21 protein-coding genes are annotated in these 23,067 nt (G+C 70.5%); 14 read left to right on the top strand and 7 right to left on the bottom strand.

Annotation, left to right across the window (positions count from 1 at the left end; genetic code table 11):
• Nucleotides 1-5: 5 nt before the first annotated feature.
• From nikE to ACZ7M2_RS27555, 4 genes are read right to left on the bottom strand one after another with little or no spacing between them, the layout of a single operon-like run.
• Nucleotides 6-1,670, bottom strand: coding sequence for a nickel ABC transporter ATP-binding protein NikE (gene nikE / locus ACZ7M2_RS27570; RefSeq protein ID WP_471597561.1), 1,665 nt, complete (start codon nucleotides 1,668-1,670; stop codon nucleotides 6-8).
• Nucleotides 1,667-2,548, bottom strand: coding sequence for an ABC transporter permease (locus ACZ7M2_RS27565; protein ID WP_471597560.1), 882 nt, complete (start codon nucleotides 2,546-2,548; stop codon nucleotides 1,667-1,669). Before ACZ7M2_RS27565 ends, nikE begins: the two co-directional genes overlap by 4 nt.
• On the bottom strand, nucleotides 2,545-3,504 hold the full coding sequence (locus tag ACZ7M2_RS27560; RefSeq protein ID WP_471597559.1) for an ABC transporter permease: 960 nt from the start codon (nucleotides 3,502-3,504) through the stop codon (nucleotides 2,545-2,547). The genes ACZ7M2_RS27565 and ACZ7M2_RS27560 overlap by 4 nt, the downstream gene beginning before the upstream one ends.
• 4 nt (nucleotides 3,505-3,508) lie before the next feature.
• Nucleotides 3,509-5,302 (bottom strand): peptide ABC transporter substrate-binding protein, encoded by a 1,794-nt coding sequence (locus ACZ7M2_RS27555; protein WP_471597558.1) that lies wholly within the window; start codon nucleotides 5,300-5,302, stop codon nucleotides 3,509-3,511.
• A gap of 203 nt (nucleotides 5,303-5,505) precedes the next feature.
• Between ACZ7M2_RS27555 and ACZ7M2_RS27550 the strand changes: the two genes are divergently transcribed.
• Nucleotides 5,506-6,744, top strand: coding sequence for an ROK family protein (locus ACZ7M2_RS27550; protein WP_471597557.1), 1,239 nt, complete (start codon nucleotides 5,506-5,508; stop codon nucleotides 6,742-6,744).
• Nucleotides 6,741-8,270 carry a M81 family metallopeptidase gene (locus ACZ7M2_RS27545; RefSeq protein WP_471597556.1) on the top strand — a complete coding sequence of 510 codons (1,530 nt, stop codon included), beginning with the start codon at nucleotides 6,741-6,743 and terminating at the stop codon, nucleotides 8,268-8,270. The genes ACZ7M2_RS27550 and ACZ7M2_RS27545 overlap by 4 nt, the downstream gene beginning before the upstream one ends.
• A gap of 1,097 nt (nucleotides 8,271-9,367) precedes the next feature.
• Here the strand turns inward: ACZ7M2_RS27545 and ACZ7M2_RS27540 are convergent.
• Nucleotides 9,368-9,601, bottom strand: a complete 234-nt coding sequence (locus ACZ7M2_RS27540) for a chaplin (protein WP_471597555.1) — start codon at nucleotides 9,599-9,601, stop codon at nucleotides 9,368-9,370.
• Nucleotides 9,602-9,797: 196 nt separating this feature from the next.
• Between ACZ7M2_RS27540 and ACZ7M2_RS27535 the strand changes: the two genes are divergently transcribed.
• Nucleotides 9,798-10,004 (top strand): hypothetical protein, encoded by a 207-nt coding sequence (locus ACZ7M2_RS27535; protein ID WP_095856636.1) that lies wholly within the window; start codon nucleotides 9,798-9,800, stop codon nucleotides 10,002-10,004.
• Nucleotides 10,005-10,115: 111 nt separating this feature from the next.
• Here ACZ7M2_RS27535 and ACZ7M2_RS27530 read toward each other — a convergent pair whose 3' ends face one another.
• Nucleotides 10,116-10,766, bottom strand: coding sequence for a DUF4360 domain-containing protein (locus ACZ7M2_RS27530; RefSeq protein ID WP_099924705.1), 651 nt, complete (start codon nucleotides 10,764-10,766; stop codon nucleotides 10,116-10,118).
• 253 nt (nucleotides 10,767-11,019) lie between these two features.
• Entirely contained in the window at nucleotides 11,020-11,592 is a 573-nt protein-coding gene (locus ACZ7M2_RS27525) for a YbhB/YbcL family Raf kinase inhibitor-like protein (protein ID WP_471597554.1), read from the bottom strand.
• Nucleotides 11,593-11,731: 139 nt separating this feature from the next.
• Between ACZ7M2_RS27525 and ACZ7M2_RS27520 the strand changes: the two genes are divergently transcribed.
• The 11 genes from ACZ7M2_RS27520 to ACZ7M2_RS27470 all read left to right on the top strand — a co-directional run bounded on the left by ACZ7M2_RS27520 (nucleotide 11,732) and on the right by ACZ7M2_RS27470 (nucleotide 23,051).
• Complete coding sequence (locus ACZ7M2_RS27520) at nucleotides 11,732-12,274, top strand: hypothetical protein (protein ID WP_352047189.1); 543 nt, start codon at nucleotides 11,732-11,734, stop codon at nucleotides 12,272-12,274.
• 126 nt (nucleotides 12,275-12,400) lie between these two features.
• Complete coding sequence (locus ACZ7M2_RS27515; RefSeq protein WP_471597553.1) at nucleotides 12,401-13,567, top strand: acyl-CoA dehydrogenase family protein; 1,167 nt, start codon at nucleotides 12,401-12,403, stop codon at nucleotides 13,565-13,567.
• Nucleotides 13,567-14,334 (top strand): SDR family NAD(P)-dependent oxidoreductase, encoded by a 768-nt coding sequence (locus ACZ7M2_RS27510; protein ID WP_471597552.1) that lies wholly within the window; start codon nucleotides 13,567-13,569, stop codon nucleotides 14,332-14,334. The genes ACZ7M2_RS27515 and ACZ7M2_RS27510 overlap by 1 nt, the downstream gene beginning before the upstream one ends.
• Nucleotides 14,335-14,424: 90 nt before the next feature.
• Complete coding sequence (locus ACZ7M2_RS27505; RefSeq protein ID WP_054235268.1) at nucleotides 14,425-15,183, top strand: FadR/GntR family transcriptional regulator; 759 nt, start codon at nucleotides 14,425-14,427, stop codon at nucleotides 15,181-15,183.
• A 107-nt stretch (nucleotides 15,184-15,290) separates the two neighbouring features.
• A complete protein-coding gene (locus ACZ7M2_RS27500; protein WP_471597551.1) occupies nucleotides 15,291-16,091 on the top strand; it encodes an enoyl-CoA hydratase/isomerase family protein in 801 nt (266 codons plus the stop codon).
• A 2-nt stretch (nucleotides 16,092-16,093) separates the two neighbouring features.
• Nucleotides 16,094-17,086 carry an acyl-CoA dehydrogenase family protein gene (locus tag ACZ7M2_RS27495; protein WP_471597550.1) on the top strand — a complete coding sequence of 331 codons (993 nt, stop codon included), beginning with the start codon at nucleotides 16,094-16,096 and terminating at the stop codon, nucleotides 17,084-17,086.
• Nucleotides 17,083-18,252 carry an acyl-CoA dehydrogenase family protein gene (locus ACZ7M2_RS27490; protein WP_471597549.1) on the top strand — a complete coding sequence of 390 codons (1,170 nt, stop codon included), beginning with the start codon at nucleotides 17,083-17,085 and terminating at the stop codon, nucleotides 18,250-18,252. The genes ACZ7M2_RS27495 and ACZ7M2_RS27490 overlap by 4 nt, the downstream gene beginning before the upstream one ends.
• Before the next feature lie 21 nt (nucleotides 18,253-18,273).
• Nucleotides 18,274-19,884 (top strand): FadD3 family acyl-CoA ligase, encoded by a 1,611-nt coding sequence (locus tag ACZ7M2_RS27485; protein ID WP_471597548.1) that lies wholly within the window; start codon nucleotides 18,274-18,276, stop codon nucleotides 19,882-19,884.
• Entirely contained in the window at nucleotides 19,874-21,076 is a 1,203-nt protein-coding gene (locus ACZ7M2_RS27480) for a CaiB/BaiF CoA transferase family protein (protein ID WP_471597547.1), read from the top strand. Before ACZ7M2_RS27485 ends, ACZ7M2_RS27480 begins: the two co-directional genes overlap by 11 nt.
• Nucleotides 21,073-21,909, top strand: a complete 837-nt coding sequence (locus ACZ7M2_RS27475) for an enoyl-CoA hydratase/isomerase family protein (RefSeq protein ID WP_471597546.1) — start codon at nucleotides 21,073-21,075, stop codon at nucleotides 21,907-21,909. Before ACZ7M2_RS27480 ends, ACZ7M2_RS27475 begins: the two co-directional genes overlap by 4 nt.
• The gene (locus ACZ7M2_RS27470; RefSeq protein ID WP_471597545.1) at nucleotides 21,894-23,051 is read left to right on the top strand and encodes a thiolase family protein; all 1,158 of its coding nucleotides are present in this window, start codon (nucleotides 21,894-21,896) and stop codon (nucleotides 23,049-23,051) included. The genes ACZ7M2_RS27475 and ACZ7M2_RS27470 overlap by 16 nt, the downstream gene beginning before the upstream one ends.
• The last annotated feature ends 16 nt before the right edge of the window (nucleotides 23,052-23,067 follow it).

Raw genomic sequence — 23,067 nt, 5'->3', positions numbered from 1 at the left:
CACGGTCACGCCGTGACCCCCGTGGCGGCCCGCCGTTCCGCGCGCCGACGGCGTTGCAGCACCGGGTCGGGCACGGGCACGGCGGCGATGAGCCGACGCGTGTAGTCCGTGCGCGGGTGCAGGAGCGTGGTCGCGGTACTGCCCTCCTCCTCGATGCGCCCGGCCCGCAGGACGACCACGTGCTGGGCGAATTGCTGTACGACGGCGAGGTCGTGGGACACGAACAGACAGGCGAACCCCAGCTCGCCTTGGAGCCTCGCGATCACCTCGAGGACCGACTGCTGCACACTCACGTCGAGCGCGCTCGTCGGTTCGTCCGCGACCAGCAGCCGCGGCTCGAGGACCAGGGCCCGGGCGAGGCTCACCCGCTGCCGCTGGCCACCGGACAACTCGCGCGGACCGCGATGGGCCAACTCCCTCGGAAGACGCACAAGTTCGAGTGCGTCCCCGACCCGGATCCGGCGCTCGGCCGCCGGCATGCCCCGGCGGTGCACGCGCAGCGGCTCGGCGACGCACTCCGCCACGCTCATCCGGGCGTCGAGCGAGGCCACCGGGTCCTGCAGGACCACGCCGACACCGGCCAGCAGGGCGCGCCGCGCCCGCCCCCGGGTCCTGCCGAGGTCGGCGCCGAACAGCGACACCGAGCCGGACGACGAGGGTACGAGGCCCAGCGCGACGCGCGCCGCGGTCGACTTGCCCGAGCCCGACTCCCCCACCAGACCCACGGTCTCACCGGCCCCGACCGTCAGCGAGACGCCGTCGAGTGCCCGGACGGCGCGGCGCCCACGGCCGAACCGCACGCTCACGTCCCGCAGTTCGACCACCGGGTCCGCGCCGGGCCGGTCCCCTTCGGTACGCCGGGAGTCGGCGCCCGGCTCGGCGACGGCCAGCCGCGGCACCGCCCCGAGCAGGCGCTTGGTGTACGCGTGCGTGGGCCGCAGGAGCACCTCCTCCACCGGCCCCGTCTCCACGATCTCCCCCTGGAGCATGACGGCGACGCGGTCCGCGAAGTCGGCGACCACTCCCATGTTGTGCGTGACCAGCAGCACCCCCGTGTCGAAGTCGGCGGCGAGCGACCGCAACAGATCAAGGATCTCGGCCTGCACGGTCACGTCGAGCGCGGTGGTCGGTTCGTCGGCGATGAGCAGGCTCGGCGCGTTGGCGATCGCCATGGCGATGACCACGCGCTGCCGCTGTCCCCCGGAGAGCTGGAACGGGAACGCGGACGCCCGTGTCCCCGGATCCGGGATGCCGACGCGACGCAGGAGTTCGACCGCCTCCCCGGCTGCCTCCTTGGCCGTGACGGGACGGTGGTTGCGGATGACTTCGGCGATCTGGGCGCCGATCCGGGTGAGCGGGTCGAGCGCGGTCGCGGGTTCCTGGAACACCATCGACGCGGTGCGACCCCGTAGACCCGCGAGGTCGGCCTCGGTGGCACCGATGATGTCGGTGCCGCCGACGACGGCGTGACCCGTGGCGCGGGCGGTGCCCGGCAGCAGCCCCATCGCGGCGAGCGCGACGGTCGACTTGCCGGAGCCCGACTCGCCGACGAGGGCGAGCGTCTCACCGGGCCGGACCCTCAGCGAGACCTCTCGTACCGCGGCCACTTCACCCGTCTCCGTGGCGAAGGTGACCCCCAGGTTCTCGATCCGCAGGATGTCGGCGGTCATCCGCGCCCCCTCACGTCGAAGGCGTCGCGCAGTCCGTCGCCGACGGCGTTGAAGGCGCAGACGACGAGGATGATGGCGAGGCCGGGCGGCACGATGAGCCACCAGCGTCCCGAGTACGCGGCTGTCAGACCGGCCGAGAGCATGCCGCCCCAGTCGGTCGACGGAGGTTGGACGCCCAGGCCGAGATAGGACACGTAGGCGACGAGGAGGATCGCGTCGGCGACCTGGAAGGTCGCGGCGACCACGACCGTCGAGACGGAGTTCGGCAGGATGTGCCGGCCGATCGCCCGGCCGTGCGTGCCGCCGATGGCGCGCAGTGTCAGCACGTAGTCCCGGCCCTTCAGGGTGAGCGTCTCGGCCCGGACGAGACGGGAGGGGACCAGCCAGGAGACCAGACCGAGGATGACGACGAGCCCCCAGGTGTCCGGGGTGGTGATGGCGGAGACGACGAGGAGGATGAAGAGTGCCGGGATGGCGATTCCGGCGTCCACGACCCGCATCATCACCGCGTCGATCCAGCCGCCCGCGTAGCCCGCGACCGCGCCCCAGAGCGTGCCGATGACGGTCGCGAGCAGGCCGGAGGCGAGGCCGACGAGCAGCGACACCTTGCCGCCGTACATGAGCCGCCCCAGCTCGTCGTGTCCGACGGCGTCGGTGCCGAGCAGGTGCGCGCCGCCCGGCGCCAGGTTCACCTGGGTCAGATGGGTGTGGGTCTGGTCGGTCGAGTGGAGCAGCGGGCCGGCGAAGCAGAAGAGCAGGAACAGGACGACGACCGCCAGACCCGTGACCGCGAGCCTGTTGCGCGTGAACCGGCGCAGGGCGAGGCGATGGCCCGGGGCCGCCCCCACGGTGGGTGTCACCGGCAATACGGCGCTCATGACCGGCCCGCCTTCACTCGGGGATCGACGATCCGCTGGACGATGTCGGCGAGCAGGGTGCCGACGACCGTCGCGACGGAGATGACGAGGACGCAGCCGAGCAGCACGGGGTAGTCGGAGGACTGCGCGGCGCTCCAGAACAGCAGCCCCATCCCGGGGTAGTTGAAGAGCTGCTCGACGACGAGGGCGCCGCCGAAGAGGACGGGCACGTAGTAGCCGAGCATCGCGACGACAGGGGTCAGCGAGTTGCGCAACACGTGCCGCCACAGGATCGCGCGGGGCCGGGAGCCGCCGGCCCGCGCGGTGCGTACGTAGTCCTCGGAGAGGTTCTCCAGGGTCGCGGCGCGCATGTACCGGCTGAAGACGGCGACCATGGACGCGGCTCCCGCGACGACTGGCAGGACCAGTGCGTTCGGCTGGGAGAGTACTTGCCCGAGCGTGTCGCCCTGCGGCGCCTGCGAGGGGAACCAGGGCAGCAACTGTGTGAAGACCAGGACCAGGACGAGCCCGAGGAAGTACACGGGGGTCGAGTACGCGACGAAGCTCAGCGTCGTGATGACGTAGTCCACCGGCTTGTTGCGCCGGACCGCCTGCCACATGCCGAGCGGGATCGCGAGCGCGAGCCCGGCCAGCGCGGACAGCACGGTGAGGACCAGGGTCTTCGGGAGGCGCTGTTCGATGAGCCGGGAGACCGCCTCGTTCAGGGTGTACGAGGTGCCGAGGTCGCCGTGCAGCAGAGTGCGCAGGTAGTAGAGGTACTGGACGGGGAGCGAGCGGTCGAGGCCCTGCTCGTGGTCGAACTGCGCGATCTGCTGGGCCGTCGCCTGCGGGCCGAGGATCCCGCGTGCGGGTCCGCCGGGCAGCGCGTGCAGCAGGCAGAAGACCACCACCGTCACGATGAGGATCACCGCGAGGGACTGCAGGACGCGCCGGGCCAGGTAGAGGAGGGTGTCCATGCGGTCAGCGGTTCCACTTCCACTGAGCCGGGTGGAAGTTGGCGAGTGAGTCCTGTGAGAAGCCGCCGAGGCCGTTCTTGAGGACGGAGATCTGGTAGTCGGGCTCCGGCAGCCAGATGACCGGGAGGTCCTTGGCGAGGGCCGCGCTGTAGTCCCGTACGGCCTGCGCGGAGTTCGACGTGGTGGAGGCGGTGATCAGCCGGTCGATCTCCGGGTTGGAGTAGCTGCCGAAGTTCGAGCCGCCCTTGCTCTGGAAGAGCGAGTCGCCGGTCGGGAAGGCGCTGAAGTACCAGCTGCCTGCCGTGCCGAAGAACGACAGCTGCCATGTGCAGATCGACTGGCCCGCGGTGCACGGCGGGGTCTGGGACAGCACCGAGTTCACGGGCGCTGTCTTGATCGTGAACTTGATCCCGGTCTTCTCCAGCGAGGACTGGACAGCGCTCATCATGTTGTCGGTGACGGTCGAGCCGGACTGCGACAGCACCTGCATCTGGAACCTGGTGCCCTTGGCGACCCCGTCACCGCACTGCGAGGCGCCTGGGCCCGCGTCCGTGCACACCATGACTCCGCCCTGTTCGGTCCAACCGTGGCCGGTCAGCAGGGACTTGGCGGCCGAGGTCGAGAAGGGGTACGGATTGCCCTTCTGCGTGGGCGAGAGGAAGTCGCTCGACTGCGCCTGCGGGATCGGGCCGTAGCCGGGGACCGCGGTGCCGTTGAAGATGACCTTCGCCAGGCTGCTCTGGTCGATCGACCGCTGGACCGCCTGCCGGGCGTACAGCTGCTTGAACACGGCGCCCATGGAGGGGTTGTTGAAGTTGTACGGCATGTAGGTGATCGCCCAGCCCGACCAGGGCTTGACCGTGTACCCCTGGGCGGTGAACCGGTCCTTCTGGTCGAGGTCGGTCGCCTCGATGTAGCCGTAGTCGACGCTCCCGGAGCGCAGTGCGTTCTTCTCGGCGTCCGCCGTCGTGAACGGGAGGAGGTTCACGGTGGCGATGTCCGGCTTCTCACCGCCGTCGTACTTCTTGTTGGCGGTGAGCACGACCTTGCCTGCGGTCGAGAAGGACTTGACCGCGTAGGGACCGCTGATGGTCTTCCACAGCGCGTCCTTCTCGTAGCCGGAGATGTTCTTCGCGGCTGTGTTGAGGTACGTCCACACCTGCTGGGCGCCGGCGGCCGTCCGGTCGGCGTCCGCCACCGCGGACGATGCGGCCGTCTTGTCCCATGCGTGCTGGGGGAGCGGGTTGATCGCGCTCAGCTCATTGGCGAGCATCCAGTCGGAGTTGTAGGCCTTGTCGAACGTGAGCGTGAAGCGGTGGTCGTCGACGGTCTTGAACGAGGTCCAGTTGTCCGGCGCCTTGCCGGGGTTGTAGCCCGCCCACTGTTCCTTGTTCGCCTTGATGAGGTTGAACCAGAACTCCACGTCGCGCGAGGTGATCGGCCTGCCGTCGCTCCACCTGCGGTCGCCGAGTGTGAGGGTGACGCTCTTGCCGTCGGAGGCGAAGTCGGCGGCGGTGGCGATGGATCCGTTCTTGTTCCAGGCGATCTTGCCGGTCGAGCCGTCGTACGCGACGAGTGGCTCCCAGAGGCTGTTGGCGAGGGAGATGTTGTTGGTGTTGAGGTGCGCCGCCGTGCCGATCGGCAGAATCCAGTTCGGGGTGAAGTTCGCGGGCAGCGCGTAGTTGATGGAGTCGGGGGACGTGGACGACGTGCCGCTCGTCCCGGAGCAGCCCGCGAGCAGCAGCGTGCCCGCCGAGACGACGGCACCGGCGACGAGTGTCGCGCGAGCAGGGGACATGACTCTCCTCGGGGTGAACAGGGGTGAGCAGGGGTGAAAAAAGGGGCAACGGGCGTGGCGGAGCCAGTCAACGACCCGACTGTTCGAAGAAACAGACGCCCTGCTGTAAAAAGCCTGTTTCTGCTGTTCTGAAAAAAGTGGAGAGGCGGCTTCAGGGACGTACGCTCGGCATCCCGATCCCGTCGTCGGAAGTTACTTCGTCCATGCCTGAAAAAAGTGCGGTACACCGCAGGGGTGCCACGGGCGTCTCGTCCCTGGCCGAGCGCGTCCTCGAACTGCTCGCTTCCGGGCAGGCGACCACGCGCACCGAACTCGCCGATCTGCTCGGGGCCGCGCCCTCGACGATCTCCCTGACGGTCGGTCAACTCGTCGCCCATGGGCTGGTGGCGGAGCAGGGCACGCGCTCCTCCACGGGAGGTCGTCCGCGCAAGGTCCTGCGGCTCGGCGGCAGCGACGGGTTCGCGGTCGCGGCCGAACTCGGGGGCAGACACGCCCACGTCGGTGTCGTGCTGCCGGGCGGCGGGCTCACGGACGTGTCGACGGTGCCGTTCCCGACGGCGGAGGGGCCCGAAACCGCGCTGCCCGGGCTCGCCGAGACACTGGAGGGCCTCGCCGAGCGGCATGGGCGGGAGCTGCTCAAGGGGGTCGGCCTCTCGCTGCCGGGGCCGGTCGATGTCGCCTCCGGAGTGGTGACACTGCCGTCGCGCATGCCCGGCTGGAACCGGTTCCCCGTCCGGGCCTGGCTCGAGGACCGCTTCGGCGTTCCGGCGGCGATCGAGAACGACGCCAACTGCATGGCCGTCGGCGAGCACACTGTCCAGCCGGCCGAGCGTCGCCAGTCGATCATGGTGAAGATGGGCTCTGCGATCGGCGCGGGCGTCATCGCCGACGGACGGCTCTACCGGGGCGGGACCGGCGCCGCCGGCGAGATCACCCACGTACGGGTCGAAGCGGGCCACGACATCCCCTGCTCCTGCGGCAACACCGGGTGCCTGGAGACCGTCGCGTCGGGCGCGGCACTGGTGCGGGTCCTGCGTGAGCGGGGGCTCGACGTCGACTCGATCGAGGACGTCGTCCGGTTCGCGTCCGACGCCGACCCGGAGGCGACCCGCGCCGTCCGTCAGGCCGGCCGCTACCTCGGCATGGTGCTCGCCGCCAACGTCAACTTCTTCAACCCGGACGCCGTGTACCTCGGGGGCATCCTCTCCACGCTCGAACCGTTCGTCGCCGCCGTCCGCAGTCAGCTGTACGAGGGGTGCCATCCGCTGGTGACCAAGCATCTGGTGATCGAGCGGGCGAGCCTCGGCGCGGACGCGGGGCTGGTCGGCGCGGGCCAGTTCGCGCTCCAACGGGCGCTGGTCCACGCACTCCAGGCCGTGACCGGAGCGGGAGCAGGAACGGGACCCCATACCGACCAGCGCATACGAATCGAGGAGCCATGACGCACCCCCGTACCGCCGTCGCCCGGCCCGTCATCGCCATCGCCGGACTCGGCATCGAGTCGTCGACGTTCTCACCGGCGCGCACCGAGGCACCCGCCTTCCACCCGCAGCGCGGCGAGGACGTCCTCACGCGCTATCCCTTCCTCGCGCCCGGGACGCCCCTGCGTGACGCGGCCTCCTGGCGCGGCGCGCTCGTCGGCAAGTCGCTGCCCGGGGGCACGGTGACCGCGGCCGCGTTCGCGGAGCTCTCCGCGGAGCTCCTGCGGCGGCTCGGGGAGCTGCCGCGCCTCGACGGGCTCTGGTACGACATCCACGGCGCCATGACGGTGGAGGGCGTCGACGACGCCGAGGCCGTCCTGCTCGCGCGGATCCGCGAGACCGTCGGAGCCGACGTCATCGTGTCCACCTCCATGGACCTGCACGGCAACGTCTCGCGTGAGCTCGCGCACATGAGCGACCTCATCACCTGCTACCGGATGGCTCCGCACGAGGACCACATGGAGACGAAGGAGCGGGCCGCCCGTCATCTCGTGGATCTGCTCGCCACCGGTGCGCCCCGGCCGGTCAAGGCCTGGATCCCGGTGCCCGTGCTGCTGGCCGGTGAGCAGACCTCGACGCGCATCGAGCCCGCCAGGAGCGTGTACGCGGCCATCGACGAGGTGGAGGCGACGGACGGTGTGACCGACGCCGCGATCTGGGTCGGGTACGCGTGGGCGGACGAGCCGCGCAACCGCGCCGCGGTCGTGGTCACCGGGCCGTCCGAGGCCGCCGTCGCGCGGGGCGCCGAGCGGCTGGCGCGCGGGTTCTGGGAGGCGCGGGGCGCGTTCGCGTTCGTCGCGCCGACCGGGTCACTGGACGAGTGCCTCGCCGAGGCGCTGGCCTCCTCCCCCGATGCCCGGCCGTTCTTCATCAGCGACACCGGCGACAATCCGACGGCGGGCGGCGCGGGCGATGTTACGTGGGGGCTCGAACGCGTCCTCTCCCGGCCGGAGTTCAAGGAACCGTCCGGGCCGAGGGTCATCTACGCCTCCGTGCCGGGGCCGACCGCCGTCGCGACCGCGGAGAAGGCGGGCGTCGGCGCGACGGTCAGGGTCACGGCCGGTGCCGAGGTGGACGACCGGCACGCCGGGCCGCTCACCATGACCGGGGTGGTCCACGCGGTCCGGCACGGTGACCGGGACGCCGGGACGGAGGTCGTCCTGCGGGTCGGAAGCGTGTACGTGATCATCACGCGGCTCCGTAAGCCGTACCACTACGAGCACGACTTCACCGGCCTGGCGCTCGACCCGCGCGGCGCCGACGTCGTCGTGGTCAAGATCGGCTATCTGGAACCGGAACTGTTCGCCATGTCCGCCGGCTGGAAGATGGCGCTGACCCCGGGCGGCGTCGACCAGGACCTCGCCCGCTTGGGCCACCACCGCATCCTCCGCCCCATGTTCCCCTTCGACCCACACATGCCCGACCCGGACCTCACGGCCCGCATCATCCCCCCGTCGAACGAGCCGCTGGACGCAACGGACGAGTAACCCACCGAACGCCCGACATCCAGCCCCCATCGGTACGACCGGCACCCCGTCGGATCGGGGGCGGGCTGCCGGGTCGGAGGTACAGATCCCCGGCTCGGATGCCAGATCGCCGGGCCTGGCAGCGCTACGCCGGAACCAGTGGCTGTCTGCGGCTGGCGGCCCACCTTGGGACCAACGACCACCTGCCGGAACGGGTGGCGGCCCGCCGAGATCGATGACGGCCCGCTGGGTCGGGGGTCCGCCCTCCGCGTCGGGTGGCCGCCCTCCGGGATCGATGGCCATCCGCCGGCACGAGCAGCGGCCCGCCGACATCAGTCGCGGTCCGCCAGGGCAGATCCCCTTCCGCCGGGGTCAGTGGCCGTCCGCCAGGACCGGCACCCCGGCACCGAACCCGGTGGCCGTCCGCCATGTCCGGCATCGGTTCGCCAGCACGGTAGCTGTCCGCCAAGACCGGCAATCGTGCGCCGAAGCCGGTGATCGTCCGCCAGAACCGATGGCCGACCAGCGACATCCGGCGGCGGTTCGCCAAAACCGACGCCGTTAGCAGCGGCCCGCCGACACCGGTCGCGGTCCGCCAGGGCAGATCCCCCTCCGCCGGGATCAGTGGCCGTCCGCCAGGACCGGCGACCCGGCACCGAAGCCGGTGGCCGTCCGCCAGATCCGGTGGCGTCCACCACGTCCGGCAGCGGTTCGCCAGCGCAGGCGACCATCCGCCAGAACCGGTAGCCGTCCGCCAGAACCGGGACCGTGCGCCGACGCCGGTGATCGTCCGCCAGTCCGATGGCCGACACGCGACATCCGGCAGCGGTTCGCCAAGACCGACGACTGTGCGTCTGAGCCGGGGGCCGTCCATCACTTCCGGCAGAGGTTCGCCAACGCAGGCGACCATCCGCCAAGACCGGTAGCCGTCCGCCAGAACCGGTAGCCGTCCGTCAGGACCGGGACCGTGCGTCAACGCCGGTGATCGTCCTCCCGCGCACAAGACCACCCGCCCAAACCGATCGCCGTCCGCCAGGAAACCGGAGCCGGGAAACCGGGGCCGTCCGCCGGGCAGGGGAAGACCTGCCCGGCGCGGCGCGGCTCGGCGGTCAGCCGGTTCAGTCGTTCGTGCAGGTGTCCCCCGCGGCCGGGTTCAGCAGACCCATCAGGTCGACGGAGTCGCCGCAGAGGTTGAGGCCGAGGTCGACGGGCATCTGGATGACGTTGCCGGACAGGAGACCAGGACTGTTCGCGGCGACACCGATCGGGTCGGGGTCGGCGGCGGCGGTCCCGGCGGTGGCCAGCAGGGCCACGCCTGCCAGCCCGGCGGCGGCCATCAGACGAATACGCATTACAGGCTCCGATCAGTCGCAGGGGTGCGAGTGGTTCCACCATCACCTCCGCGGCCGACGACCGACATCGTTGTACATCCGAACGGGGCGCGGGCACCCCGAACCTGCCCCGAACGGCCTCCCCACGGGGCGTGTCGCGCGGGGTGTGCGGAATGCCCGTAGCGTGAGAACAGGTCAGGTGGAAGAGGGAGAGATCATGCCAACAAGCCAGCCCGATTCGTCCTCACCGTCCGACGACAGGGCGACCCCCGACACGCTGCTGCACACCGGCTCCGAAGGCCCCGTGACCGCCGAGGACATGGTGCTCGCCGCGGGTCGCGACCTCAGTCCGAAGAACCTCGCCTGGGCCGAGCGCAGGCTGCGGGAGGACGGACCCACAGCCATCGAACGCCTGCTTCCCTAGCGCGCCCGGCTATCCGAGTACCCGACTACCCGGCCACCCGGTTCGCCAGGCTCCACTTGACCGGCTCCGATGCGGCGGAGCCGGTCAAGGTCACGCGGACGGAGCGGGAGGTCAGGAGGCGGGGCACTCCTTCCAGGCGAGGTGGTAGATGGTGCTGATGTCACCGTCCGTGGAGTCCATGGTCATGAAACTGCTGCTGCCGGGCGTGGACGTGCCCGCGTTGACGCGCAGCTCGGTGTTGATGTTGAAGTTCCGCTGGACACCGCAGGGCGCCCACACCAGTTGGGCCCAGTCGGTGACGTCCGTGGACTGCCAGTTGTCGTTGTAGGGGCCGCGGAAGGGGTGGGTGATGGCCGCCGTGCTCGACGAGCCCTGGAAGTAGTACGAGGCCTTCTCGGTGCTGCTCGCGCCCGACTGGAGTGCGGCGAAGCCGCGGTAGTCCGCGCTGGCGATGGCGTACGTGAAGCCCTGCGGAACATGGACGATCAGGTTGAGCTGACAGTTCTTGCGGAAGGCGGTGGGGTCGGAGTTGCCTCCGACCTGGGCGAGGTAGTCGCTGTAGGTGACCGTGAAGGCCGTGTTGTCCGGGGAGACCGCGACGGCGGCGGTTCCCTGCGGGCAGCCGGAGCCGTTCACGGTGGCGACCTTGATGACGATCTTGTCCGGGGGCGGGTCGACGATCCCGGAGGACGGGTCCGGACCCGGTAGTGCGGTGGCGAACAGGGCGGCTATCGCGCCACCCAGAAGCAGCCCACCAGCCATGGTGCTCCAATCCGTTGCGTTGGTGTCTACGGCGGCACGGAACGTGTGCCGTCGTGAATTGGGGGGTGCGGCGCCTCACGCGGACGTGCGGCGCCGTCGCAGACCACTGCGTTGGATCAAGCGCGGATCGTTGAAGCATGGACATGTCAAGTACATGCCTATGCGACCCCGCCCTGTGAAGGAGCTGTGAAGGCCGGGATCGACCGCATCGTATGTACGCCCGTCACGCTTGGGCAGGGCGATCTCCGGCCATTCAGCCCGTACGTCCGTAGCGCCCGACGAGGGTGCCGGAGCCCACCGTGTGACCGGCCAGCGCGCGCCGTACGGCGTCGACGGTGGCGTCCCCGGGAAGGCGCAGTCGCACGTCGGCGGCGAGGACCGAGAAGACGTAGTGGTGAGGTGTGCCGGCGGGCGGGCAGGGACCGCCGTAGCGGCGCTGTCCGAAACCGTTGCGGCCCTGCACGGCCCCCTTCGGGACGGCGCCCGCGCCCAGCGTCGTCTCGTGCGGGTCGACGCCCCACATGAGCCAGTGCACGAAGGTGCCGGACGCGGCGTCCGGATCCTCGGCCAGCACGACCAGCTCGGCCGCGCCACCCGGCACACCGGAGAGACGCAGCGGCGGGGACACGTTCGCACCGTCGCAGGTGAAACGGCGTGGGACGGTGCCGCCGTCCCCGAACGCCGAGCTCGTCACCGAGATCGCCCCCGAGGCGCCCGGTGTCGGTGCCGCGGACGCGGCGGGTACCCCCGAGGCGCCCCCGCACCCCGCGGTGAGGGCCACCACGGCTGCCGTCACGAAGGTTCCGAGCCAGTTCCCACGGCGCATGGCCGCCAGGTTAGCGCCGTGCGTGCGGCCCGGGTGGCAACCCGGCCGACCGGCTCCACTCCACCGGCACTGGGCGGCGCGCTCCGCGAATCCCGCGCCGCCTCACCGCTCCCTGCGCGCCCCTGAGACACTGAAGGACATGGAGCCCCGACACCTCAGAATCGGCCGCCGTCGCATCTGGATGCTCAGCGGGGCCTGCCTCCTCGTACTCGGCCCGATCGGCTACTTCCTCGGTGGCTGGATTCCTCTTACCGCGCTCACCGTCTCCCTCCTCGCGGCCACCACCGTGGCCCACTGGAAGGCCGCCGCCTGGCTCGGGCCCGCCATCGCGCGGGGACAGCGGGAGAGCCGCCGGGACGTGGCGACCTTCTGTGTGGTCATAGCGGTCAGCGGCTACGCCCAGCCTCCAGCGCGGCCCGCCCCCACCGCCGAGGAACTGACGGCGCTCCGTCTTGAGGCGTACCGGACCGCGGCGCACGACGACCTCGCCGAGGATCTGCGGGGCCTGGCGGCCGACGCGCTGGCCGCCGCCGACACCGCGCATACCGAGGACACCCCGGTGGCCTGGCGGGCGGCACGCGCGAGCGCGGAGCGCCTGGCGCACTCCGCGCAGGACGGCAACCCGTACGTACGTCAGCTCCTCATCCAGTGGGTCGAGGGCAACCCGGCCGCGGACCGCTAGAACAGGTCGCACACGCTCGACAACAGGTCACACGCGCTCACGGAGGACCGACGTATCCATACTGTACTTACGGTCTGACCTTTGTTATGTTTCGCAGATATCAAAGCTGCGGAGGGGTCCAACATCGTGGACTTTGAGCTGACCGAAGATCAGGAAACCATCCGCAAGGCAGTCGTCGGGCTCCTGCGCGACTTCGACGACCGGTACTGGATGGAGAGGGACCGGGACCACCGGTTTCCCGAGGAGTTCTACGCCGCCGTCGCGCACGGCGGATGGCTGGGGCTCACCATTCCGGAGGAGTACGGCGGTCACGGTCTCGGCATCACCGAGGCCACGCTGCTGCTCGAGGAAGTGGCGCGATCCGGCGGCGGGATGAACGCCGCGAGCTCGATCCATATGTCGATCTTCGGAATGCAGCCCGTGGTGGTGCACGGTTCCGAGGAACTCAAGCGACGCACGCTTCCCCGTGTCGCCACCGGCGATCTCCACGTCTGTTTCGGGGTGACCGAGCCCGAGGCCGGCCTGGACACGACGAGCATCACGACCTTCGCCCGGCGGGACGGCGACCACTACGTCGTCAACGGCCGCAAGGTGTGGATCTCCAAAGCCGTGGAGTCCGAGAAGATCCTGCTGCTGACCCGCACCACGAAGGTCGGCGAGGTCGCCAAGCGGACCGACGGAATGACACTGTTCCTCACCGACCTGGACCGCGACAGGATCGACGTCCGCCCCATCCCGAAGATGGGCCGCAACGCCGTGACCTCGAACGAGTTGTTCATCGACGACTTGCGCGTCCCGGTCGAGGACCGGGTGGGCGAGGAGGGCCAGGGGTTCCGCTACCTCCTCGACGGACTCAATCCGGAGCGCATGCTGATCGCCGCCGAGGCACTCGGGATCGGCAGGGTGGCGCTGGAGAAGGCCGTGAGCTACGGCAACGAGCGCGTGGTGTTCGGCAGGCCGATCGGCATGAACCAGGCCATCCAGTTCCCGCTCGCGGACTCGCTCGCCCGGCTCGACGCGGCCGAGCTGATCCTGCGCAAGGCGACCTGGCTCTACGACAACGGCCGGCCGTGCGGGCGTGAGGCGAACACCGCCAAGTACCTCTGCGCGGACGCCGGGTTCACCGCCGCCGACCGAGCCCTGCAGACCCACGGCGGTATGGGCTACTCCGAGGAATTCAACGTGGCCCGCTATTTCCGCGAGGCCCGTCTGATGAAGATCGCGCCGATCAGTCAGGAAATGATCCTGAACTATCTGGGATCGCACACTCTGGGAATGCCGAGGAGCTATTGATGGCCGACAACACCGGTCTGTTCGATCTCAGCGGGCGATCGGCCCTGGTCACCGGCGCCGCGGGGGGCATCGGTTCCGCGGTCGCCCAGGCGCTCGCGCACGCCGGTGCGGCGGTCCTCGTCACCGACGTCGACGGGGCGGCGGCCGCGGCGGTCGCCGAGAAGATCTCCGCGGCCGGTGAGCGGGCGGACAGCGCCGTACTGGACGTACGGGACCGCGCGTCCGCCGACGCTGCGGCGGCCCGGGCGGCGGCGCTGACCGGCGGGAAGCTGCACATCCTCGTCAACAACGCCGGGATCATCGCGCCGGACATGTTCGAGAACCTCCAGGAGGAGGCGTTCCGCCGGATCGTCGACATCCACCTGATGGGCGCCTTCCACTGCGCCCAGGCCGCGCTGCCGTACCTGCCCACCGACGGCACGGGCCGGATCATCAACGTCACCTCGTCGGCCGGCATCGTCGGCACCCTCGGCCAGGTGAACTACTCCGCGGCCAAGGCGGGCATCATCGGCCTGACGAAGTCCCTGGCGCGTGAACTGGCACGCAGGCAGATCAAGGTCAACGCACTGGCACCGCTGGCCGCGACACCGATGACGGAGACGATCCGCACCGACAAGAAGTTCGCGGACGCGATGCTCGCCCGGATCCCGCTGGGCCGCTGGGCCGAGCCCGAGGAGATCGCCGGCAGCTTCGTCTTCCTCGCCTCGGACGCCGCCTCCTTCGTCACCGGGCAGGTGCTGCCCGTCGACGGCGGCATGGTCATGTGACCCGTGGCCGCGGCTCGTGGTGGCCATGAGCATCCGTACTATGCTGAATGGTTCAACCAAAGCAGTGGCATCGGTCCCAGGAGTACGTACATGCCCGGTAGGTCTCACCCGCGCTTCGACGCCCTGACGGTTCCGAAGGCATCGGACGTCCTGGCGTCGGAGGTACGCGAGCGCATTCTCTCCGGCGAGTTCACCGAGGGCATGGCGCTGCCGCCGGAGCGTCAACTCGTCGAGCAGACGGGGCTGAGCCGCGCCACGGTACGGGAGGCGCTGCGGATCCTCGAGGTGGAGAAGCTGCTCCAGATCAGGCCGGGCCGCGGCGGCGGCGCCTTCGTGCACCGGCCGGGCCGTGAATCGCTCGCCAGTACCGTGCAGTTGGTCATCCGGGGGCAGCGGATCCGGCTGGAGGCGCTGCACGAGACGCGGGAGGCGATCGAGCCCACGTGTGCCGCGCTGGCGGCGGTGCGCCGCACCGACCGCGACCTCGCCGAACTGGACGCGGCCCAGCGGGATCTCGTCGAGGCCGGGGACGACATCCCGCGCTTCCTGCGGGCGAACATCGACTGGCACAGCGCGGTGGCCAGGGCCAGCGACAACGAACTCCTGATCGGGTTCATGAGCGCGCTCTCGCAGTCGATCTACGCCGCCACGAACCTCGAACAGTTCATGGACGCCGAGATCCGCTCGATCACCGCCCGCGCGCACGCGAAGATCACCGACGCGATCCGCGACCAGGACGGGCCCGCGGCGATGCGGCGCATGGCACGCCATGTGTGCGGATTCGCCGACGCGGCCGCACGCGTGGACCGGCGGGGCCAGGTGGAACTGTCCGGGCCCACGGAGGACTGACTCCCGCGAGCTCAAGGCGGGCCTCCCCGGATCATTGACGGCCATTCGGTCTGACCTTTAATATCATCTGAGGTTGGGGCGACTGAGGCACTGGAGATGGGGTCCCCATGGGCGAGGTCAGCTCCGTCATCACCGTCGAGGCGGACGGCGACATCCGTATCGTCACGCTCAACAGGCCCGAGCGGCTGAACGGCGTGTCCGAGGAACTCCACCGCCGACTGGCCGACGTCTGGCGGGAGCTCGCGGACGATCCCGGCGCACGGGCCGTCGTCCTCACCGGCGCGGGCCGGGCGTTCAGCGCGGGCGGCGACTTCGACCACCTGCGGCGCCACCACAGCGATCCGGAGCTGCGCGAGCGGTCGATCCGGCTCGACCGCAGCATCCAGACAGCGATGATCCGCTTCCCGCTGCCCGTCATCGCGGCGGTCAACGGCCCCGCGGTCGGGCTGGGTTGCAGCCTGGCGCTGGGCTGCGACCTGGTCCTGATGGCGCAGGACGCCTACCTCGCCGACCCCCATGTCTCGGTCGGCCTGGTGGCGGGCGACGGCGGGGTGACCCTCTGGCCCCTGCTCACCAGCCTGCTCCGCGCGAAGGAGTACCTCTTCACCGGCGACCGCATTCCGGCCGCCACGGCGGTCGAACTGGGCCTGGCGAACCGCACTGTTGCCCCCGAGGACCTGCAGAAGGAGGCCCTCGCACTGGCCCGGCGGCTGGCGGCCCAGCCGGCCGAGGCGCTGCGCGCCACCAAGATGGCCCTCGCCGTGGTGGTCGAGCAGGTGTCCCGCGGCGGCATGGAGGCGGCGCTGATGGCCGAGCGGGCGACCATGACCAGCCCGGACCACATCCGGATCGTCGAGGAGCTGGCGTCCCGCGCCCGGCGACGGCCGACCGAGGCCGAGGAGGACTGACGGTGGAGGCCGAGGAGTTCCTGCTCGTACGGGACATGTTCCGCACGTTCGCCGCACGGTTCCGGACCGGCTCGGCCGACGAGGTGAAGCCGACCGCGCGCACCGCCGCGCAGGAGGCGCTGGGTGAACTGGGTCTCGCCGAACTGCGCCGCTCCTCGCCCCCGGCCGCCACCGTCCAGGAGTGCGCCCTGCTCGCCGAGGAACACGGCCGGCAGCCGCTGACCACCTCGCTGGTCGGCACCGTGCTCCTCGCCCCGGAGCTGCTGCGACTCCTCGAGCGGGCCGAGCCCTCGGCCCACGGCGGGACACCGACGATCGCCCTCGCCCACGACCTGTGCTTCCCGGACTCCGCTCCGGACTCCTCCCCGTCCCGACTCCTCGCCTGGGACTGCGAGGGAGCGGACAGCGCGCTGTGCGCCACACCCGACGGAACGGTGACCGCCCTCGAACTCGGCGCGGCCGCACCGGGCATCGACCTTCTGCGCGGCATCCGCTCGGTGTCGTCCGAGTCGCCCGCACGGGTCCTCGGCCGACTCGACGCACAGGAGTACCGGCACTGGCAGGCCTACGCGCTCGTCATGGTCAGCAGTGAACTCGTCGGCGCGGCCGGGTCGTTCGTCCGGCTGAGCGTGGAGTACGCCCGGGAGCGCCGTCAGTACGGGCGGGAGGTCGGCTCGTTCCAGGCGGTCCAGCATCTGCTCGCCGACGCGACGGTCCTCGTCGAGGCCTGCACCAGTGCCACCCGGTACGCCGCGTGGTGCCTGGACAACGAGTCGCCCGCGAGGGCCCTGACGGCCGCGCGCGTCGCCAAGGCCGAGGTGAACGCGTCGGCCCTCGACGCGGTGTACGCGGGCATGCAGGTCTTCGGCGGTATCGCCCAGACCTGGGAGCACATCGCGCACCTGTACCTCCGCAAGGTCCGGCTGGGCGCCATGACGCTGGCGACGACGGCCGATCTCCTGACGACGCTGGCCCAGCCGGAGCTGACCCGATGACCGACACGCCCCTGGACTTCGGCGACCCCGCGGACCTCGACCGGCTCCGCCGTCGGTTCCGTGCCTGGCTGGCCGACCACCCGCTGCCCGAACGCCTCCCCGACGAGCCGGTCCCGGTCTTCCTCCACCGGTGGCACCGCCTGCTGTACTCGGGCGGCTGGGTGGGCCTCGACGTCCCCGTCCAGTACGGCGGCCAGGGCCTGAGCGCGCTGCACCAGGTCGCCATCAGCGATGAACTCGGCGCCTGTCACGCCCCCGGGGTCCCGCGGATCGGCTATCTCGCCCACGCGCTCCTGGAGTTCGGCTCCGAGGAGCAGCGCGGGCGCTGGCTGCCGCGCATGCTCGCCGGTGACGACGTGTGGTGTCAGGGCTTCAGCGAGCCGGGAGCCGGATCGGACCTCGCGGGGATGAGCACGGTCGCGACCCGGCACGAGGACCACTACACCGTACGGGGGCAGAAGCTCTGGACCAGTTACGCGCAGTACTCCGGTCTGTGCCTGCTGCTCGCGAGGACCGACCGGTCGGCGCCCGCGCACCGGTCGATCTCGGCGTTCGCCCTGCCGCTGGACCGGCCGGGAGTGACGGTACGGCCGCTGAGGGCGGCGAACGGTGACGACGAGTTCTGCGAGCTGTTCCTCGACGACGTACGCATCGCCCGCTCCGAGCGCATCGGCGCCGAGGGCGACGGCTGGCCGCTGGCCATGACGACGGTGTCGTACGAGCGCAACGCCCTGGACACCGGCCACCTCTCGAAGTACGGGCTGCTCGTCGAACGGCTGCGGCGCACCGCCCGGGAGCGCCGGGGAGTCCTTCCGGACGGGCTGCTGTCCGAGATCGGCCGGTGCTTCGTGGACTACGAGGTCTTGGTGGCGCACGCCCGGCGCCGCACCGCCGAGCGGCTGGGCGGACAGCTCGCAGGACCGGAGTCGTCCATCGACAAGCTGCTGATGACGAGGACCGAGCAGCGGCTCTACGAGACGGCGCTCAAGGTCTTCCCCGAGGAGCAACTCCGGGGAGGGGAAGAGGAGGACGACGGGCGAGGAGGGGCGAGCGAGCTCTTCGGGGACTACCTCTATTCCAGAGCGGCGTCCGTGTACGGCGGAACGTCGCAGATCCAGCGCAACATCATCGCGAAACGGGTCCTGGGTCTGCCGTCCGGCAACTAGGGCCCGGTTCGGCGGGATTTCATGTCCGATGGGAGTTCACCCGTGCGATACGACCTCGAATACCGGAGCATTCCCCATGTGATCAGAGTTGCCGCCAAGCAATTCGCGGACGCGCCGGCCCTCGTCGACGAGAGTCGCCGGTGGAGTTTCCGTGAGCTGGAGCAGCAGATGGTCCGGGCCGTGAAGGCCGCCGTCGCGCTGGGGGTCGAGCCGGGGGACCGTGTGGGTCTGTGCGCTCCGAACTCCGCCGAGTGGATCCTGGCCGCGCTCGGCATCCAGGGCGCCGGGGGCGTCGTGGTGCCGCTCAACACGAGGTTCAAGGCACAGGAGATCTCCTACATTCTGCGCAGGTCCGGAGCGAAGGCCGTCTTCGCCTCGTCCTTTCTCGGGAATGACTACATAGCCGGATTGAGGAACGCCGATCCGGATCTGCCCGCGTTGCGCAGGACGGTGTCGATTCTCGGCCCGCAGGGGGCGGCGGACCTCGGGTGGGAGGACTTCCTTCGCGCGGGAGAGGCCGACTCGTCGTCCACGGCCCATGACTTGATCGACCGGCTGACTCCGGACGACGTGTCCGACGTGATGTTCACCTCCGGCACCACCGGCCATCCCAAGGGTGTCGTGCTGACCCATGGACAGTCCCTGCGCGCCTATGGCTGGATGTCCGAGGAATACACGTTCACGCATTCCGACAGTTTTCTGATCATCCCGCCGTTCTTCCACTGCTTCGGTTACAAGGCGGGGTGGCTCGCTTCCCTGATCCACGGCGTGACGGTCATTCCCATGCGCACCTTCGACGCGGGGCGGGCGCTCGAGATCATCGCCCGGGAACGGGTCAGCATTCTCCTGGGGCCTCCGACCATTTTCCAGGACCTGGTCAACCATCCGGACCGTTCCGCGTTCGACCTTTCCTCACTGCGGGTGTCCATGACGGGCGGCACCACCATTCCGGAATCGCTGATCCGCGCCATGAAGTCGGAACTGTCCTTCGACATCGTGATGAGCGCGTACGGGCTGACGGAGTCGACCGCGTTGGTGACGACCACCCGGATCGGGGACTCGGAGGAGACGGTCGCGCGGACCACGGGTCGGAGCATCCCTGACGTCGAGGTGAGCATCGTCGACGACCGGGGCCTGGCCCTTCCCACCGGGCAGGACGGCGAGGTCCTGGTACGCGGCTACAACGTCACGCGCGGGTACTGGGACGACCCCGAGGCCACCGCCGCGGCCATCGACGCCGACGGCTGGCTGCACACCGGTGATGTCGGGCGCCTCGACGAGAGAGGAAACCTCTCCATCGTCGACCGCAAGAAGGACCTGTACATCGTCGGCGGTTTCAACGCCTATCCGGCCGAGATCGAGAAGCTGCTGCTCGGGAACGAGGCCATCGAGCAGGCCGCCGTCATCGGAGTGCCGGACGAGCGACTCGGTGAGGTCGGCTGCGCCTTCCTCGTCAGGAGACCGGGCCACCTGCTCACCGAGGCCGACGTCGTCGCGTGGGCACGCGAGAACATGGCCAACTTCAAGGTCCCCCGGCATGTCCGGTTCGTCGACGCGCTGCCCCGTAACGCCAGTCAGAAGGTGCTCAAGGACGGGCTGCGGCGCGATTGGAGCAAGCCGAGTGACAACTGATCGCGCGGACACATCAGAACACGGCTCGGCCGGTCCCCTCGCGGGCATCACCGTGGTGACCCTGGAGCAGGCGGTGTCGGCTCCCCTGTGCACCCGCACGCTGGGTGACTTCGGGGCGCGGGTGATCAAGGTGGAGAACCCCCGGGGCGGCGACTTCGCCCGGCACTACGACGACGTGGTGGGCGGCCTCGCGGCCCACTTCGTCTGGCTCAACCGGGGCAAGGAGTCGGTGGCCCTGGACCTGAAGTCCCCGGCCGGGATGGCGGTGCTGCGCCGGCTGCTCGACCGCGCCGACGTCCTGGTCTCCAACCTCACGCCCGGGGCGACCGCGAAACTCGGCATCGCCCCCGCCGACCTGGCCGTGAGCCATCCCGGGCTCATCGCGGTGGAGATCGACGGGTACGGGCCCGGCGGGCCGCTCTCCCACAAGCGCGCCTACGACCTGCTGGTCCAGGCCGAATCGGGCGCGTGCGCGACCACGGGCCGACCGGGCGCGCCGGCCAAGGCGGGGCCGCCGATGGCCGATGTGAGCACCGGTCTGTACGCCGCCCTGTCGATCATGGCGCTGCTCTGCGGAAAGGAGCGCGGCCGGGTGCAGGGGCCCGCCTCCGCCGCGGTCAGCCTGTTCGACACCATGACGGAGTTGATGGGCTATTCGCTGACCTACACCCGGCACACGGGCGTGGACCAGGAGCCCAAGGGCATGGGCTCGCCCGCGGTGGCGCCGTACGGGGCCTATCCCACGGCCGACGGTCACACCGTCGTCCTCGGCACCACCAACGACGGCGAGTGGCAGCGGCTCGCGCGTGAGCTGCTCGGCCGCCCGGATCTGGCGGACGACGAGCGCTTCGGGAGCAACTCCGGCCGGGTCGCGCACAGTGAGGTCCTCGACGTGGAGATCGGCGCCTGGTGCGCGCGTCATGACCTGGCCCACGTCCAGGATCGTGCGGATGCCGCGGGGATAGGGAACTCCCGCTACAACACGCCGAGCGACGTCGTCGCGCACCCGCATCTGACGGCCCGCGACCGCTGGCGGGAGATCGACACGCCGGGCGGTCCGGTTCCGGCGCTGCTGCCGCCCCCGGTCATCTCCGGTTACGAACAGCCGATGGGGCCGATCCCGGCCCTCGGCGAACACACCGAGGCCGTCCTCGCCGAACTGGGGATCGACGCCGAGGGGGAGTTGCTGTGAGCGAGGAGCCGGTGCTGCTCCGCGACGACTCGGGCGGCGTACGGACGCTGACGCTGAACCGTCCGCACCGCAAGAACGCGATCGACGAGGAGTTGTGGCGCGCCCTGCGGGACGCGCTCACGGACGCGGGGAACGACCGGTCCGTACGGGCACTCGTGCTGACCGGGGCCGGTGGCGCGTTCTGCTCGGGCGCTGACATCTCGGGGGGACTCAGTGCCGCGCACCCCATGTACCGGATGCGCACCCTGAGTGAAGTGACCCTGCTGCTCCACGAGTTGCCCGTCCCGACCGTCGCCAAAGTCAGTGGGGTGGCGGTCGGCGCGGGCTGGAATCTGGCGCTCGGGTGCGATCTGGTCGTCGCCACTCCCCAGGCGCGGTTCTCGCAGATCTTCGCGCGGCGCGGGCTGTCCCTCGACTGCGGGGGATCCTGGCTGTTGCCGAGGCTCGTGGGTCTGCAGCAGGCCAAACGGCTCGCGCTGCTCGCCGAGACGATCGACGCCGAGGAGGCGCGGTCGCTGAACCTGGTGACGTGGGTGGTGCGCGCGGAGGAGATCGACGACTTCGTGGCGCGCCTCGGCGCGCGTCTGGTGGCGGGCGCCCCGGTGGCCCTCGCCCAGAACAAGGCGCTGCTGAACGAGGGGGCCGACCGCACGCTGCGGGACGCGCTCGCGAACGAGGCGCGGGCCCAGGCGGTCAACTTCGCGACGGCGGACGTCCCGGAGGCGTACTCCGCGTTCAAGGAGAAGCGTGCGCCGGTCTTCACCGGCCGCTGGGCGGTAGCGAGTTCGAGGCCATCCCACCGACCGGAGGGGTCGACATGCGGGAAGCAGTGATCGTGGAGGCGGTCCGCACCGCCGCGGGCAAGCGGAACGGCGGGCTGTCGGGCATGCACGCCGCCGACCTCTCCGCGGTCGTCCTGGGCGCGCTCGTCGAGCGGACGGGGATCGGCCCGGAGGTCGTCGACGACGTGATCTGGGGCTGTGTCTCCCAGGTCGGGGACCAGTCGAGCAATATCGGGCGCTATGCGGTGCTGGCCGCGGGATGGCCCGAGAGCATCCCGGGCACCACGGTCAACCGGGCCTGCGGTTCGAGCCAGCAGGCGCTGGACTTCGCCGCGCAGGCGGTCATGTCCGGCCAGCAGGACGTCGTCGTGGCGGGCGGGGTCGAGGTGATGAGCCGGGTGCCGCTCGGCTCCGCGCGCTCCACCGGCATGCCGTACGGGCCCCAGGTCCTCACCCGTTACCAGGACTTCTCCTTCAACCAGGGCATCTCCGCCGAGAAGATCGCGCAGAAGTGGGGCTTCGCACGGGAGCGGCTCGACGCGTTCTCGGCGCTGTCGCACGAGCGCGCCGCGGCGGCGCAGGACGCCGGTGTCTTCGAGGCCCAGATCACCGCCGTGTCGACCGAGGCGGCGACGACCGTGACCCTCGACGAGGGCATCCGGCGTGGTACGAGCGTCGAGACCCTCGCCAAGCTCAGGCCCGCGTTCACCGAGGACGGTGTGATCCACGCGGGCAACGCCTCCCAGATCTCCGACGGGGCGGCGGCACTGCTCGTGACGACGCCGGAGAAGGCGCGCGAGCTGGGGCTCACGCCGCTCGTGCGCTACCGCGCGGGCGTGGTCACCGGCTCCGACCCCGTGCTCATGCTCACCGGCCCGATCCCCGCGACCGAGAAGGTGCTGCGGAAGGCGGGCGTGGGCCTGCCGGAGGTCGGCGTCTTCGAGGTGAACGAGGCCTTCGCACCCGTACCCCTGGCCTGGCTCGCCGAGACCGGCGCGGACCCCGCGCTGCTCAATCCGCTGGGCGGCGCGATCGCGCTCGGCCATCCGCTCGGCGCGTCGGGGGCGGTGCTGACGACCCGCATGGTCCACCACATGCGGGACCACGGGATCCGCTACGGCCTGCAGACCATGTGCGAGGGTGGCGGCACCGCCAACGCGACCCTCGTAGAGCTCGTATCCCCCGCATCCTGAGCACTCTCACGGAGGA

The organism is Streptomyces sp. NPDC111507, from assembly GCF_055638955.1.
The sequence above is the reverse complement of the archived record's forward strand: the minus strand, read 5'-3'. Positions and strand labels throughout refer to the sequence as shown.

What these genes read in the sequence shown, in the direction of transcription:
- ACZ7M2_RS27550 (WP_471597557.1), top strand. Translation starts at nt 5,506, where the DNA reads ATGCCTGAAAAAAGTGCGGTACACCGCAGGGGTGCCACGGGCGTCTCG.
- ACZ7M2_RS27510 (WP_471597552.1), top strand. Translation starts at nt 13,567, where the DNA reads ATGGCCGACAACACCGGTCTGTTCGATCTCAGCGGGCGATCGGCCCTG.
- ACZ7M2_RS27555 (WP_471597558.1), bottom strand. Translation starts at nt 5,302, where the DNA reads ATGTCCCCTGCTCGCGCGACACTCGTCGCCGGTGCCGTCGTCTCGGCG.
- ACZ7M2_RS27485 (WP_471597548.1), top strand. Translation starts at nt 18,274, where the DNA reads ATGTCCGATGGGAGTTCACCCGTGCGATACGACCTCGAATACCGGAGC.
- ACZ7M2_RS27565 (WP_471597560.1), bottom strand. Translation starts at nt 2,548, where the DNA reads ATGAGCGCCGTATTGCCGGTGACACCCACCGTGGGGGCGGCCCCGGGC.
- ACZ7M2_RS27535 (WP_095856636.1), top strand. Translation starts at nt 9,798, where the DNA reads ATGCCAACAAGCCAGCCCGATTCGTCCTCACCGTCCGACGACAGGGCG.
- ACZ7M2_RS27540 (WP_471597555.1), bottom strand. Translation starts at nt 9,601, where the DNA reads ATGCGTATTCGTCTGATGGCCGCCGCCGGGCTGGCAGGCGTGGCCCTG.
- ACZ7M2_RS27560 (WP_471597559.1), bottom strand. Translation starts at nt 3,504, where the DNA reads ATGGACACCCTCCTCTACCTGGCCCGGCGCGTCCTGCAGTCCCTCGCG.
- ACZ7M2_RS27520 (WP_352047189.1), top strand. Translation starts at nt 11,732, where the DNA reads ATGGAGCCCCGACACCTCAGAATCGGCCGCCGTCGCATCTGGATGCTC.
- ACZ7M2_RS27505 (WP_054235268.1), top strand. Translation starts at nt 14,425, where the DNA reads ATGCCCGGTAGGTCTCACCCGCGCTTCGACGCCCTGACGGTTCCGAAG.
- ACZ7M2_RS27470 (WP_471597545.1), top strand. Translation starts at nt 21,894, where the DNA reads ATGCGGGAAGCAGTGATCGTGGAGGCGGTCCGCACCGCCGCGGGCAAG.
- ACZ7M2_RS27545 (WP_471597556.1), top strand. Translation starts at nt 6,741, where the DNA reads ATGACGCACCCCCGTACCGCCGTCGCCCGGCCCGTCATCGCCATCGCC.
- ACZ7M2_RS27500 (WP_471597551.1), top strand. Translation starts at nt 15,291, where the DNA reads ATGGGCGAGGTCAGCTCCGTCATCACCGTCGAGGCGGACGGCGACATC.
- ACZ7M2_RS27525 (WP_471597554.1), bottom strand. Translation starts at nt 11,592, where the DNA reads ATGCGCCGTGGGAACTGGCTCGGAACCTTCGTGACGGCAGCCGTGGTG.
- ACZ7M2_RS27530 (WP_099924705.1), bottom strand. Translation starts at nt 10,766, where the DNA reads ATGGCTGGTGGGCTGCTTCTGGGTGGCGCGATAGCCGCCCTGTTCGCC.
- nikE (WP_471597561.1), bottom strand. Translation starts at nt 1,670, where the DNA reads ATGACCGCCGACATCCTGCGGATCGAGAACCTGGGGGTCACCTTCGCC.
- ACZ7M2_RS27490 (WP_471597549.1), top strand. Translation starts at nt 17,083, where the DNA reads ATGACCGACACGCCCCTGGACTTCGGCGACCCCGCGGACCTCGACCGG.